This window comes from Schinkia acidoalkalinis (genome assembly GCF_054301215.1).
On sequence record NZ_CP182573.1, the window covers coordinates 920,250 to 934,824 of the forward strand.

Sequence of the window (14,575 nt, forward strand, 5' to 3'; positions counted from 1 at the left end):
CATAAAACCTATTCTTTTTAATCTATAAGTTGACTATCCTACTGCATGGCCTAAAAATGCTTCTTTTACATTTTCATCATGCAATAATTCTTGGGCGCGCCCTTCATTCACAATTTCCCCATGCTGCATAACATACGCACGGTCAGCTATTTTTAGTGACGCAAACACATTTTGTTCTATTAATAATACGGTAGTTTGATATTGGTCTCGTAAATTTTTCACCAACTCTAATACCTCTTTCACAATAATCGGTGCCAGGCCTAATGATGGCTCGTCTAAAAGTAATAGTTCAGGCTTTGACATGATTGCTCTGGCAATGGCTAGCATTTGCTGTTGTCCACCAGATAATGTGCCTGCAAGTTGCTCCTTTCTTTCTTCCAAAATTGGAAAAACTTCAAAAAGCTTCTCAATCTCTTTGATTACATTATTACGTTTTGTTTTATGATAATGATGGTACGCACCAAGATGTAAATTATCAATTACACTCATCGTAGAAAAGACTTGGCGATGCTCAGGTACATGAATGAGATGACGCTTGACGATTTTTTCAGCCGAAAGTTTCGTTATGTTCTCTCCTTTAAAATGAACTTCACCGGATGCTGCATTGTATAATCCCGATATTGTTTGCAGTAATGTAGTTTTCCCAGCACCATTCGCACCTAGTAAAGCGACAATTTCTCCTTTATTTACATGAAAGGAAACGTTATTTAAAGCTTTTATTGGGCCATAACTAAAATGTAAGTTTTTAATTTCTAACAATCGATCCTGTTCCATCCTCTTAATCATCCCATCACCTCCATTTTCTCTTCGTTTTCCTCACCAAGGTAAGCGGCAATCACCTTTTCATTATTTTGAATTTCCTTTGGTGTGCCCTCAGCAATTTTCATGCCTTGATCAAGAACGATAATCTTATCGCAGATACCCATTACTAAATCCATATCATGTTCAACGACAAAAATGGTTATACCCTTATCACGTATTTTCTTTATTAATTTGCTCATTTCGTGGGTTTCCTGATGGTTTAGACCTGCTGCAATTTCATCCAAAAGTAAAAGATTAGGTTCCGTAGCAAGTGCCCTTGCTAATTCTAGTAAACGAAGTTTCCCTAATGGTAAACTGCCAGCACTTACATCATACACATCCTCAAGTCCTACAAATTTAATTTGGTCCATTGCCGTATTATAGATAATTTTTTCTTCCTTTTTCGCTTGTGGCAAACGTAAAGCTGCAGCAAACATACCTGATTTCGTTCTTGAATGGTGCCCAACCATAATATTTTCCAAAACCGTCATATTTTTAAATACCTGTATATTCTGGAATGTTCTTGAAATCCCCAATTCACATACTTTATAGGATGGCAGCTTGTCAATTCTTTGTCCTTGATATGTGATTAATCCAGTTGTTGGTGGGAATACAGCAGAAAGCATATTAAACATTGTACTTTTCCCAGCGCCATTTGGGCCAATCAGGCCAACAATCATCCCTTCTTCAAGAGTAAATGAAACATCACGGTTAGCGACGACTCCTCCAAAGCTTTTCGTAACGTTTGCAACTTCTAGCAGGTTTTTCATTCTAATCATTCCCCTCTCATTTTACATTTGTGCATCTTCAGAGACTTTGATTTTCTTGGATTTCATAAGCCAAGAATAGAAAACCTGCGCAATGGATGGGAATAATCCTTTTGGTAGGAAAATGATAACCACCATTAAAATAAATCCATATAATACATGTTCAAAATCACTTGTAATAAAAGGAATATGTTCTCCTAGAATCTTAACAATAACGCCGATTAAAGTAATTAACAGAGATCCAATAACCGCTCCCCAGATACTTATACTTCCACCTAAAACTACCATTGCTAGAAATACAATGGATGTTTCAAGTGTAAAAGATGTAGGCGAAATACTATAGCTCATATGTGCCATAAGCCAACCTGCCAAACCTGAAAACATCGCGCCTAAGATAAAAACTTGCATTTTATACTTACCGGCATCAACGCCCATTGCACTTGCGGCAATCTCACTTCCATGTATAGAACGAAGGGCACGGCCTATTCTGGAATTAATAATATTCAAAGAAATAATGATGATCAAAATAGCAAAAGCCCATACAAAGTAGTAATAAGGTGTTCCTGACATAAGGTTGTAGCCAAAAAGTTGTACCTTAGGTATTCCAAATAAACCAGATGCACCCTTTGTTACTGACTTCCATTCAACCAATAATACATGAACGATAATCCCAAAGGCTAATGTAGCCATTGCTAAATAATAGCCATTTAATCGTGACATAGTAAAACCAATTAAGAAAGCAACCACTCCCGGAATGAACAGAGAAAAGATTAATCCAACCCAGGGATTAAGGTGATAGGTGGTAGTCAATACAGCCGTTGCGTAGGCACCAACTCCATAAAATGCTGCATGTCCCAACGAAATTTGACCTGCAAATCCCATTAATAATCCTAGACTAACTGCTACTATAGTATAAATCCCTGCAAAAGTTGCCTTTGTAACGTAAAACGATTGAGAAATAATCAATGGAAAAACAGCGATAATTAATACAAATACCAACAATCCAAGCCAATTTGTTTTTTGGAGACCCTTCAAACTATAGTCCTCCTTTTCCAACATTCTTTTCACCCATGATTCCATACGGACGTATGAGCAAGATGATTAAAATCACACTAAATACAATTGCATCCTTCATTCCCGAACTTATGTAGCCTGCACCCAAAGATTCCATTAATCCTAGAATCAATCCCCCGATAACTGCACCTGGAGCACTTCCTAAGCCACCAAGTATACTTGCAGAAAAGCCTTTAATACCAAGCATCGATCCCATATCATAGGCAGGGAATAGGATTGGAGCAATAGCAAGTCCTGCAATGGCCCCTAGTGCTGCACTTAAAATAAAAGAAAAAGATGACATTTTAATTGGACTAATACTCATTAACCTTGCAGCGATTGGATTGGCAGAACAAGCACGAAAAGCTTTCCCAATCATCGTCCTTTCCATTATGAAGAATAATAGAGTCACACATATCAGCAGAATGACCATTACCCATATACTTTGAGGTGTAATGGCAGCACCTAATATATTTATAGGTTCATTATTCATAAAGGGTTCGATTTTTACAGGGTTTTTCCCCCAAATCATACTGGCAATTCCCCGTACAAAAATGGATGCCCCAATGGTTAAAATTATTAAACTTAGTGCATCTGCCTTTCTAGCTTTTCTGATAACGGTTAATTCCAAAAGATAGCCAAGGATAACTACAATAACAATGGTTAACAAAAATGCGAATAGATAGGGTACTCCCATTGAAAGCAATGTAAACATGGTCATACCGCCCAACATAACAAACTCTCCTTGGGCTAAATTAATTACTTTCGTTACGCTATAGACCGTTACAAATCCTAGAGCAACAATCGCGTAAATACTACCAATCGTTAAACCAGTAATCAAAAATTGCAAAAGCTCTCCCAATCATTTCACCCCTTAATTTTACATGACGTTTTTATCACGGTTTATTAAACTGTGACACATTTAGAATGATACCGTTTTCATGACATAATTGTCAATAATATTTTAAATATTTCTTAAATTTATTATACTTTTATGTTTATTTTATAAATTTACAAAAAAAATAGTATAGGCCTACTCCTATACTACTAGCAATTAAAGGTTTTAGAACTTATTAAAATAAGTAATATTGCATTTATCTTTATTCCGTTTTTATAACGTTTTATTTATAATTTTACGTTAATTTTTCAAAAGAATTTATTACATATTTTGCCTCGTGAATCATTCGATCCAATAACCCCTCTACAGTCGGAATATCGTTGATTAGACCTGAAATTTGTCCACCATTTATAAAGCCTTCCTCTAGATTCCCATCAACCGCACCAATTTTATGATATTTTTCGCTTGTCAGTTCACTGAATTTTTCCAATGTATAATTTGAACTATCCTCAAAGTCTAATAGTTTTTTGGCATAAGGGGTTTTTAAAACACGGCGTACACGTTTTACAGTACGTCCCACAATGACCGTATCAACATCAGTGGCAGATACTATTTTATTCTTGTATTCTTCACTGAAGGGGGCCTCTTGTGTAGCTATGAACCGAGTTCCAAGTTGGACACCACTGGCACCTAAGACAAGCATCGCTGCTAATCCACGACCATCCGCAATACCACCTGCAGCAATGACTGGTACTTTAACCTTATCAACAATTTGTGGAATTAATGTTAAAGTTGTACTTTCGAAATTAGAGTTAATGCCAGCTGCTTCATAGCCTTCTGCAACAATAGCATCTGTTCCTGCAGCCTCAGCCTTCAGAGCATGCTTTACAGAACCAACAACGGTCACTACCTTTATACCAGCATTATGAAATCTTTTAATAAATGGCGTTGGATCTCCTGCTGATAATGATGCAACAGGAACATGATGACGAATTATTAGTTCTACGATCTCTTCTACGTATGGGGAAACACCAATTGCAATATTAACAGCAAAAGGCTTGTCCGTCAGTTCCTTTGTCTGTACTATTATTTGCTCTAGCTCTGGTGGTGCCATCGTACCAGCACCAATGGTTCCCAATCCACCAGCATTTGATACCGCAGATGTTAATCTAGCATTACTTATATTGCCCATTCCACCTTGAAATATTGGGTATTTAATTCCTAAGGATTCACAAAGTATATTCATTTTTTACCACCCCGTTAAAAAAGTGTTATAATAGCCTTGTATATAAATTACCATAATTAGGGGGAGTTGGAAATGCTTTATCCATATAAAAATAAAATGCCGAAAATTGACGAAAGCGCTTTTATTGCACCAGGTGCAAGAGTAATAGGTGAGGTTACTATCGGAAAGGAATCTACTATTTGGTTTAATGCTGTACTCAGAGGTGATGAGGCACCTATTATAGTAGGTGAAAGATGCAGTATACAGGACAACAGCACATGCCATTTATATGAAGGCCAACCACTTACGATTGACGATGATGTAACTGTTGGGCACAATGTAATCCTACATGGCTGTACTATAAAAAAGGGAGCACTTATTGGCATGGGGTCGACAATTTTGGATGGAGCTGAAATTGGTGAGTACACCATTATCGGGGCAAACACCCTTATACCACCTGGCAAAAAAATTCCACCACGTTCATTAGTTGTAGGTTCTCCGGGAAAGGTTGTTAGGGAATTAAACGAGAAAGATTACGAACTTCTTCAACTTTCAGTTGATACATATGTCCAAAAAGGTAAAGAGTATAAGGCACAACTATCAAATCTCTAGACGAAAAAAGAGGCTGTTTCAGCCTCTTTTTAAGCTTTTTCAATTATTATTTATCATAAATGGATGACTTAGCACCTCATACTCACTGTCTTTTTTATGCATCTCATTATCTTTTTCAAATACACTTTCAAAAAACTGATTTGCAGGCTCTGCCAGTGTCTTATAATAATCGCTAAATAAGGCTGCTGCGTGGCCTCCCAGCCATTTAGAAGGCAATAATTCCTCTGGTAAACCGGGATCAATAAACAAAAATTTACGATATTGATGCACTAATTTTGCTCTTTCAACAAAGCAAGCAGCATCTGTCATTTCGCCACTCGTAATTTTATTTTTATCAATCACATACTTTTTACTGTAAACACTAATAAACTCTTCATATTTCGCATTAATATTATCGATATCCCAGCATGTTCTAACAAGCGTTTCGTTTTCCGCTGGTCCTTTATACTCTGATACAAAAAAATGCACATACTGCTCGATATTATACTTTTTTATTAGTATTTTAGCTTCATCCTCTAGGTTATTAGGAGAAATCCAGCAGCTATTTAAAAGCATTCCAAAACCACTCCACACCAATTCCTGTCGCAACTCATCACGGATGCTTCGCTTTTCTTCAGGAATTGTATAGGTTAAAGTTCTCCAATAGCCGTCCCATTTTTCGGGATTTAACTTAAAGATCCTTTTTGCCGCTTCCTCAATCCGGGCAACTCCCATTTTTGTAAGTGAATAATAACTTTTATTCCCTTTTTTTGTAGAAGTAACCCAGCCCTGTTTCCCCATTCTTGAAATTGCTGCTCTAACCGATTGATCATTATGACCAAATTCTTCAAGCAAACGAATTAGACTACCTATCCATATTTCATTACCATAATGGCTTATATAGTCCCCATATAGCGTAAAAATCATGGAACGCGTATTTATATTTGTCACCTAGACTCATCCTTCTTTTTTTTACTATTTTATATATTATAATAATTTGAGGATGATATCAAATATCTTTCAACATATTTCTGAAAAATAGTTATTCCACTACAGATCGCCATTTAACAAGAGGCATCACTATTGTCCTATAAAAATTGGCGTTCTTTTTTCACTAAAAGCGTTCAACGCCTCCATTCTATCTTTAGTAGGGATTGTCATTTCATAGGCTTTTGCTTCAATAGCTAGCCCTGTTTGCAAATCAACACTCATGCCATAATTAATAGCATATTTTGCTTGCTGCAAGGCAACAGGTCCATTTTCCAACATCCGTTCTGCAAGTGAAATGCATTCGTCCATTAAGACACTCTGTTCAACCACTTTCGTTAATATGCCAAGAGTATTTGCCTCATCCGCTGACACTTTCCTAGCCGTTAGGATTAACTCTTTTGCTTTTTCCTCACCAATCAACCTTGGGAGACGTTGAGTCCCTCCTGCACCAGGAATAATCGCCCATTTTAGTTCGGTAAGTCCCATATAGGCTTCCTTTACCGCGATTCTAAAATCACATGCCAGCATTAACTCAAAGCCACCACCAAATGCGTAGCCATTTACAGCAGCAATGGTCGGTTGCGGCAATTGGGCAATATCATTAAACACTGTACGAATTTTATTGACGTTTCTACGTACCTCTGATTCTGGCAAAGATTTTCGCTCTTTTAAATCCGCCCCAGCACTAAAGGCTTTGCTTCCTGCTCCAGTAAAGATTACCACTCTTACTGCTTTATTTGTACGAACTTTTTCAACTATTTCTCCAAGTAATGACAAAGTTTCATAGTCAAAACAATTTAATACATCAGGACGGTTAATAGTCACAAATCCAATATAATTTTCTACATGAAACGTAACTTTTGTCATATAATAGCTCTCCTTTTTTTACGAAAATTGGTTCAGCAATGATACTAATCTACATTTTCGACAATTGTTGCTATTCCTTGACCAACCCCAATGCACATTGTAGCAAGTCCGTATTTAACATTTCGTTTTTTCATTTCATAAATAAGCGTAGTTAGGATTCTAGCCCCACTCGCCCCAAGTGGATGCCCAAATGAAATAGCTCCGCCATTAACGTTTACTATTTCCTGATTTAACTCAAGCTGCTTCATGCATTCCAGCGACTGAGATGCAAAAGCTTCATTTAATTCGACTAAACCTAAATCATGTACAGATAGTCCTGCCCGCGATAATGCCTTTCTAGAAGCATAAATCGGACCCAATCCCATGATTGCAGGCTCTAATCCAGCTGTTGCTGAAACCTTATATTTTACTAAAGGTTTAACACCTAACTCATAGGCCTTTTTCGCTGACATTAATAATAGAACTGATGCGCCGTCGTTGACACCTGATGCATTGCCGGCTGTAACTGTACCATTTGGAAAAATTGGCTTCAGCTTAGCGAGAGTTTCAAGTGTAGTTTCTGGCCTTGGGTGTTCATCCTTATCAACAATCACTTCATTTCCTTTGCGATCATAGTAAACTACAGGAATAATTTCTTCCGCAAAGCGATTTTCTTCTACTGCCTTCTTGGCTTTCAATTGACTTTCATAAGCAAAGCAATCTTGTGCTTCTCGTGAAATATTAAAACGTTGCGCCACGTTTTCAGCAGTTTTTGGCATTGTATCAGAGCCGTACATTTCATGTAATTTTTCATTTGTAAAACGCCAACCAATCGTTGTATCGAACATCTTTATGTCTCCGCGTGGATATTCGCCCTCAGGCTTTGCCATAACAAATGGAGCACGTGTCATGCTTTCTGTTCCACCAGCAATGAAAATATCTCCCTCACCCGCTAAAATGGCTCTTGCAGCATAATTAACTGCATCTAAACCAGACCCACAAAGGCGATTAATCGTTGTTCCACCTACCTCAATTGGTAACCCAGCTAAGAGCGCTGACATTCTTGCAACATTGCGATTATCTTCACCAGCCTGGTTCGCGTTTCCTAACACAACCTCTTCAATTTGGTCTACTGGTACGTTTGGGTTTCTCTCAACAATTTTCTTAATTACAATCGCTCCTAAATCATCAGGACGGACCGACTTTAAGGCACCTTTATATCTTCCAATCGGAGTTCTCACTGCATCAACAATAACTACTTCGTTCATTACTACCAGCTCCTAACTTTATTTATCAGAATAATCGTAAACACCTTTTCCTACTTTTCGACCTAAACGACCAGCTTTTACATACTGTTCTAAGAGTGGTGCTGGTCGATATTTTTCACCTAATTTTTCATGTAAATATTTTAAATTGTTTAAGCGAGCATCTAATCCAACTAGGTCTACAAGTTCAAATGGACCCATCGGAAAATTCAGACCAAGTTTAATAGCCTTATCAATTTCTTCAGGTGTTCCGATTCCTTCCTGAAGCATATAAAATGCTTCGTTGCCAACCAGCGTGCTGATTCTGCTTGTAACAAAGCCTGGAAACTCATTGACAACGACTGTTTCTTTCCCCATTTTTTCTGATACTTTTCTAGCAACTTCAGCTGTTTCTTTGGCTGTCTCTAAACCGCGAATAATTTCAACTAGAGGCATTTTATGAACCGGATTGAAGAAATGCATCGCTATGACTTTTTCAGGACGTTTCGTATACGAAGCAATCTCAGTAGGGCTCATCGTAGATGTATTGGTTGCAAAATAACATCCTTCCGGTGCATTTGCATCAATTGTTTCAAACACATTCTTCTTGATTTCTTTGATTTCAGGCACTGCTTCTATAACCATATCGGCTGTTGTAACAGCATCCGCTAAATTTGTTTCATATGTTAAACGTCCTCTAGCTTCTTCAGCATGTTCAGCTGAAAGCTTTCCACGTGCGATTCCTTTATCAAAAATACTATTTAATTCAGTTTCTGCAGTCTGCAATGCTTCTTGTTTAACATCTACTAGCTTTACATGAAAACCTCCAACTGCAGACACATACGCAATACCTCTTCCCATCGTTCCAGACCCTACAACAACAATATGATTAACCATAATTTCCCCCCACTATCTTCCTATTTATTATGTTGAAAAAACGAACGAGCCCTCTTTATGAAAAAAGGTGCTCGTTACTTAAAAACAATGATTTTCTAATTAAATTACACACCTAGTGGATTTAATGGCTTGTTGCCATAATATGAAAGAACACTCTTTGTTTCTGTATATAAATCTAGCGTTTCAATACAAAGTTCACGCCCAAAGCCGGATTGCTTATAGCCCCCAAAAGGTGTTCCAGGAAATGCTGAGAATGGGCAGTTAACCATAACAATACCAGCACGGATTTGGTTGGCAACCCGAGTAGCTGTGCCTTGATCCTTTGTCCAAACTGCAGAGCCTAAGCCGAATTCAGTATCATTCGCAAGTTTAATAGCCTCTTTTTCATCACTAAACTTCATCGCTACAACAACAGGACCAAAGATTTCTTCTTTAACAACCTTCATATCATGGTTTACATTTGTAATGATTGTTGGTGCATACCAATAACCATCTTCATAACCTTCAACAGTCACTTCGTGGCCTCCAGTGACAACTGTAGCTCCTTCTGCAATCGCTGATTTTACGTAACCGTCAATGACTTCAAGTTGACCTCTATTGATAATAGCTCCTACTTGAGTTTGTGGATCCATTGGATTACCTAAACGCAATTGCTTTGTTTTCTCTACAAATTTTTCCATGAACTCGTCGTAAATATTTTCGTGGATATATAAACGTGACCTTGCTTCACAGGATTGGCCTGTATTATAGAAAATCCCAAAGATAGAACCATATACGGCTGCATCAATATCTGCATCCTCGAAAACGATATTTGGTGATTTACCGCCAAGTTCAAGCGTGATTCGCTTTAATGTTTGCGATGCTTTCCCCATAATATCTTTACCGATTGGTGTAGATCCGGTAAATGCTACTTTATCAACATCAGGGTGTTCAACGATGGCATCGCCAACGCTTGATCCTGGTCCTGTCACTATGTTAACAACGCCTTCTGGCACTCCCGCTTCATGGCAAATTTCAGTTAAAACAATCGCAGTGAGCGGCGTCAAACTTGCAGGCTTTAATACAACCGAACAACCTACAGCAATCGCAGGTGCGATTTTCCATGCTGCCATCATCATCGGATAGTTCCAAGGGATAATTTGACCACAAACACCTACTGGTTCTTTTTGGGTATAGTTAAAAAATCCGTGTGGCAAATTATTAACTTCACCACGGTGGGCTACAATTGCAGCAGCATAAAATTCAAAATCTTCAATCGATTGCATGACTTGTCCTTGGGCTGCCGATAATGATTTACCGCTGTTAAGCACTTCTAGTTCTACTAATTCATTGAAACGTGCTCTCATAATAGAAGCAATTTTATTTAAAACCCTTGATCTTTTGTTGACAGGGAATTTTCTCCACTTTCCATTATCAAAAGCATTACGTGCTGCTTCAACTGCTCTATTTACATCTTCCTTTGAAGCCTTTGCTACTTGCGCAAGCACTTCACCTGTAGCAGGATTATAAGTAGTAAATGTTTCTTTGGATAACGCATCAACACGTTCTCCATTAATAACCATTTGATAGTAATCCCTTTTTAGTTCTAACCTTTCCATCTTTTCAACCTTAACTGTTGTCATATACAAACACCCCTTATTTTTTAATATCCTTGAAATACAGGTTTTCGCTTTTCTAGAAAAGCTGCTACACCTTCTTGGTGATCCATCGTTAAACCGGCTGTTCTCTGGCCTTGTGCTTCTTTTTCCAGCATTTCTTCCAAATTGCAGTTCCAGCTTTCATTTATATAACGTTTTATTAATCCTATTGATTTAGTTGGCATTTTAGCTAGTTTTTCTGCAAAAGCTGAAACCTCTTCCTCCCACTGTTCAAGTGCAATCACCTTTGTTATTAATCCAAGTGATTTAGCTTCCTCTGCTGAGATCTTTTCTCCTAATATCGCTAATTCAAGTGCTTTTGCTTGGCCAATTAACCTAGGCAAATAATACAAGTTCCCTGAATCTGGTATTAATCCAATGTGAATAAACGCTTCAACCAAACTAGCCTTTTCAGATGCCAGGCGGAAATCACATGCTAGTGCTAGACTTACCCCTGCGCCGGCAGCTACACCATTAATAGCTGCAATGACCGGCTTTTCAATCGCTGCCAGTTGTTTGACCATTGGATTATAGCGATTTCTCAAAATTTCTCCATGATCAGTTTCCTCACCGAGACCTCCAAGATCCTCGCCCGAACAGAAAGCACGGCCTTCCCCGGTAATGACTAAACATCGAATCTCTGAACTTTTCGCAACATCTTTTAATACTTGACCAATTTCTTTGTTCATTTGCTCTGTAAATGCATTTAATTTATCAGGCCTATTTAAAGTAAGCCAAGCTACACCATTTCTTATATCAAATTTAATAGTTTCAAACATAAAGCCCTCCTATTTCCCTTCAAAATTAGGCTTCCTTTTTTCGATAAACGCCTTCATTCCTTCTTTCTGATCTTGGGAAGAAAATAATAGGTAGAAGTTTTTTCTCTCAAATTGCATTCCTTCATATAAGGAGTAATCTACTGCCTTAAGAACAACCTCTTTAATCAACCTTAGAGAAAGAGGGGGCTGCTTAGCAATTTGTTTAGCAAAGCGGACCGTTTCTTCAAGTAAGACTTCCGGTGCAATGATTCGGTTAATGACACCATATTGTAAAGCCTCTTTGGCTGACATGGCCTCACCGAGCCAAAGCCATTCTAATGCTTTCGTCTTCCCCATTAATTTAGTTAAACGCTGTGTACCGCCAGCTCCAGGCATTACACCTAGTTTTATTTCAGGAAAGCCAAACTCTGCATTATCGGCAGCGAATAAAACATCACAGCATAGTGCTAATTCGAACCCTCCGCCTAAAGCAAAACCGTGTACTGCTCCAATAATCGGTTTTTTAATAAGCGCTATACGATCCCAATCTGCAAATTGATTTAATAATTCTAAAGAAATCGGATCATCCTTAGCCATTTCATCGATATCTGCACCTGCTGCAAAGGCTCTGCCTTCGCCGGACATGAGAATCACTTTAATTTCATCATTTTGATCAAATTCTTCTAATGCTTCAACGATTTCTCGTACCATTGTGCGGTTAAGTGCATTTAGCACCTTTGGCCGATTCAAGGCAATATGACCAATTGATTCATTTCTCAAAACTTTAATATATTGATAATCACTCATTTACTTCCTCACCAATCATTAAAGTAACGATGCCTTTTGCAAAGGACATTAAATCTTTGCCAGACGCTTTCGCTTCCTCCGTTTTCATAGCCGCTTTAAATGTATCCATGCTTTCATAATACATTTCGCACATTAGGTAGTATTCACTTTCGCCACCCATTGGGCTGCCAACAAATTTAGTAACATCCATTTTTAGTAGACCAGGAATCTTCTTAGTAATTGGTCCATGTACTGAAAAATAATGGTCGTCAAATTTTTCTTTATCTTCCGGGTGTTTATATAAAGCTACAAATTTTATCATTCTTTTAACCTCCAAAAATTATAAAGTAGAAATCGGCTTCATTGCTTCAAATGGATTTTTACATTCTTTGCAATATAAGAGGCTTCTGCATGCAGAAGGACCAAATATATTTTCTAATGTGTTATAGGGTGATCCGCAATAAGGACAGTCAACTTGCCAAGACCCATCACTTTCAAGTTGTTTTGGTGGGGGAGCGATTCCAAACTTTTTCAAAGCTTCTCTCCCTTTTTCTGATATTGATGCGGAAGTCCATGGAGGGGTATTGATGTAGTTAACCTCAACCTCTTCCACTTCATTAATTTCACTTACTGCTTTGATTACGTTGTCTTTTATAATTCCTAATGCCGGGCACCCTAAAAATGTTGGAAGAAGGTCAACGATTACTTTGTTTTCGAGGATTGTAAAATTCTTTAGCATACCTAAATCAACGATATTAATTGTAGTAATCTCCGGATCATAAACTGTTTCTATTTGTTTTCTAACCTTTTCTTCTAAAGATTGTGAGGTTATCATTTTTCACTCCACCTTTCCAATTATTTTCCAACAATATATACTGCGGTATAAATACTAGTAAACTGATAAACCAATAAACTCTTTGTATAAGGCTACCGCAGCATATATTTTTGCCTTTATCTTCCTTTACCAAGGTACAGCTGGATTTAAGTTGTAAACTTCTGCAAGCGTATCAATCGCTTCTTTTAAATCCGGCGTATGAACACCTGTTCTTCCATCCCCGCGCACCATACCTGGCTCACCTGGATACTCCAGATTAAGATGTTCAAAAGCATCTTTAATGACCGCGATAAAACGTCCTTTTAATACCTCTTCACTATCAATCAAACCGGAATTGGCTAATACTTCACGATTAGATCCAAGTGAAAGTAAACCGCCAACATCCTTCCAGGCCTTATCTATAGCAGCTTTCATTCTATCTCTAGCTTCACCTTGAGCATTGACTAATTGATAGAACCAAGTTTTCCAATGCATAAAATGATAAATTGATTCTGATTGGACCCTAACAGCCACTTGTGCTAGCGGTTCATAAGAACTAGTCTTTAAGGATTCAATCTTATGCTTTTTCATTACTTCATAGAAATAGTTGCGAACAACTGTAAAGGCCCAATCATAATTAGGTTCTTGATATAACCAATGACCAGAGCCGTTTACCTCTTCTAAAAGAATGGCATTTTTGCGTACAGCCTCTGAACGACCATGTGCTAAATCATCAGCTTTTCCTTCACCAAGTTCTTCAAGCAGTTGGTAATAAATAGCTGCATGTCCCATTGTATTTTGGTTAATTGAAGAGTAGGCAACATCCTCTTCAATATGGGGAACTAGACCAAGCCATTCGGTTCCTCTAAAGGAGATAAGTAGATCATCATCAGCTAGTTGATACAATAAATCTACTAAAGCCTTTTTATACTCTATATTCTTTGCATCGTTTACCTCATTTGCTGATGTAAATTTCATTATTTCACACGCCCCTTACTCCAAGACAGGATTTCTTGCTCATCCAACATTCCCTGCTCTGCTTCTCTCCAAATTCTTGCTAAATAGCCATATCCTTTTGTTGTACGATAATCCTTATTATCGATACGCTTTAGACCTTGACGTTCCTCCGGAGTTAACGAACGAATATCTGATCGCCTTACAACCCATATATCGCAAACGTCTTCACGTCTTATGAAATTTTCTTGGGCCATTACCATTGCAATTTCATGATTTGGCGCAAGCAATGTGAATTGTTCTTGCACTTGAGAAGTCGGTGTTTTCCGACTAAACACTTGAAATTCTTCGTAAAATTCAACCTTTGTTCCCAT

Annotated in this window: 17 protein-coding genes; 1 reads left to right on the forward strand and 16 read right to left on the reverse strand. The window is 37.9% G+C overall.

What is annotated here, in order from left to right:
* Positions 1–33 precede the first annotated feature (33 nt).
* The 5 genes from ACNQFZ_RS04735 to ACNQFZ_RS04755 all read right to left on the reverse strand — a co-directional run bounded on the left by ACNQFZ_RS04735 (position 34) and on the right by ACNQFZ_RS04755 (position 4,705).
* Complete coding sequence (locus tag ACNQFZ_RS04735; RefSeq protein WP_458414203.1) at positions 34–786, reverse strand: ABC transporter ATP-binding protein; 753 nt, start codon at positions 784–786, stop codon at positions 34–36.
* A complete protein-coding gene (locus tag ACNQFZ_RS04740; protein ID WP_458414204.1) occupies positions 783–1,571 on the reverse strand; it encodes an ABC transporter ATP-binding protein in 789 nt (262 codons plus the stop codon). The genes ACNQFZ_RS04735 and ACNQFZ_RS04740 overlap by 4 nt, the downstream gene beginning before the upstream one ends.
* 21 nt (positions 1,572–1,592) lie before the next feature.
* On the reverse strand, positions 1,593–2,603 hold the full coding sequence (locus ACNQFZ_RS04745; RefSeq protein ID WP_458414205.1) for a branched-chain amino acid ABC transporter permease: 1,011 nt from the start codon (positions 2,601–2,603) through the stop codon (positions 1,593–1,595).
* Position 2,604: 1 nt separating this feature from the next.
* Positions 2,605–3,483: a branched-chain amino acid ABC transporter permease gene (locus ACNQFZ_RS04750; protein WP_458414206.1), complete on the reverse strand. Its 879-nt coding sequence runs from the start codon at positions 3,481–3,483 to the stop codon at positions 2,605–2,607.
* A 271-nt stretch (positions 3,484–3,754) separates the two neighbouring features.
* Positions 3,755–4,705, reverse strand: coding sequence for an NAD(P)H-dependent flavin oxidoreductase (locus ACNQFZ_RS04755; RefSeq protein WP_458414207.1), 951 nt, complete (start codon positions 4,703–4,705; stop codon positions 3,755–3,757).
* 72 nt (positions 4,706–4,777) lie between these two features.
* On the opposite strand from ACNQFZ_RS04755, the gene ACNQFZ_RS04760 reads away from it, so the two are divergent.
* Complete coding sequence (locus tag ACNQFZ_RS04760) at positions 4,778–5,296, forward strand: gamma carbonic anhydrase family protein (protein ID WP_458414208.1); 519 nt, start codon at positions 4,778–4,780, stop codon at positions 5,294–5,296.
* A 39-nt stretch (positions 5,297–5,335) separates the two neighbouring features.
* Here the strand turns inward: ACNQFZ_RS04760 and paaX are convergent, their stop codons facing one another.
* From paaX to paaB, 11 genes are all read right to left on the reverse strand, one after another.
* Entirely contained in the window at positions 5,336–6,217 is an 882-nt protein-coding gene (gene paaX, locus ACNQFZ_RS04765) for a phenylacetic acid degradation operon negative regulatory protein PaaX (RefSeq protein WP_458415310.1), read from the reverse strand.
* Between the two features lie 138 nt (positions 6,218–6,355).
* Positions 6,356–7,132, reverse strand: a complete 777-nt coding sequence (locus ACNQFZ_RS04770; protein WP_458414209.1) for an enoyl-CoA hydratase-related protein — start codon at positions 7,130–7,132, stop codon at positions 6,356–6,358.
* A 44-nt stretch (positions 7,133–7,176) separates the two neighbouring features.
* Complete coding sequence (locus tag ACNQFZ_RS04775; RefSeq protein ID WP_458414210.1) at positions 7,177–8,379, reverse strand: thiolase family protein; 1,203 nt, start codon at positions 8,377–8,379, stop codon at positions 7,177–7,179.
* 18 nt (positions 8,380–8,397) lie between these two features.
* Positions 8,398–9,252 (reverse strand): 3-hydroxyacyl-CoA dehydrogenase, encoded by an 855-nt coding sequence (locus tag ACNQFZ_RS04780; protein ID WP_458414211.1) that lies wholly within the window; start codon positions 9,250–9,252, stop codon positions 8,398–8,400.
* Between the two features lie 104 nt (positions 9,253–9,356).
* Complete coding sequence (locus ACNQFZ_RS04785) at positions 9,357–10,874, reverse strand: aldehyde dehydrogenase family protein (RefSeq protein WP_458414212.1); 1,518 nt, start codon at positions 10,872–10,874, stop codon at positions 9,357–9,359.
* Positions 10,875–10,894: 20 nt separating this feature from the next.
* On the reverse strand, positions 10,895–11,668 hold the full coding sequence (locus ACNQFZ_RS04790) for an enoyl-CoA hydratase-related protein (RefSeq protein ID WP_458414213.1): 774 nt from the start codon (positions 11,666–11,668) through the stop codon (positions 10,895–10,897).
* A gap of 9 nt (positions 11,669–11,677) precedes the next feature.
* Positions 11,678–12,454 (reverse strand): enoyl-CoA hydratase-related protein, encoded by a 777-nt coding sequence (locus ACNQFZ_RS04795; RefSeq protein WP_458414214.1) that lies wholly within the window; start codon positions 12,452–12,454, stop codon positions 11,678–11,680.
* The gene (locus ACNQFZ_RS04800) at positions 12,447–12,755 is read right to left on the reverse strand and encodes an EthD family reductase (RefSeq protein WP_458414215.1); all 309 of its coding nucleotides are present in this window, start codon (positions 12,753–12,755) and stop codon (positions 12,447–12,449) included. The genes ACNQFZ_RS04795 and ACNQFZ_RS04800 overlap by 8 nt, the downstream gene beginning before the upstream one ends.
* A gap of 18 nt (positions 12,756–12,773) precedes the next feature.
* Positions 12,774–13,268 (reverse strand): 1,2-phenylacetyl-CoA epoxidase subunit PaaD, encoded by a 495-nt coding sequence (paaD, locus tag ACNQFZ_RS04805; RefSeq protein ID WP_458414216.1) that lies wholly within the window; start codon positions 13,266–13,268, stop codon positions 12,774–12,776.
* A gap of 126 nt (positions 13,269–13,394) precedes the next feature.
* On the reverse strand, positions 13,395–14,225 hold the full coding sequence (paaC, locus tag ACNQFZ_RS04810; RefSeq protein ID WP_458414217.1) for a 1,2-phenylacetyl-CoA epoxidase subunit PaaC: 831 nt from the start codon (positions 14,223–14,225) through the stop codon (positions 13,395–13,397).
* Positions 14,225–14,575, reverse strand: a complete 351-nt coding sequence (gene paaB, locus ACNQFZ_RS04815) for a 1,2-phenylacetyl-CoA epoxidase subunit PaaB (RefSeq protein WP_458414218.1) — start codon at positions 14,573–14,575, stop codon at positions 14,225–14,227. Before paaB ends, paaC begins: the two co-directional genes overlap by 1 nt.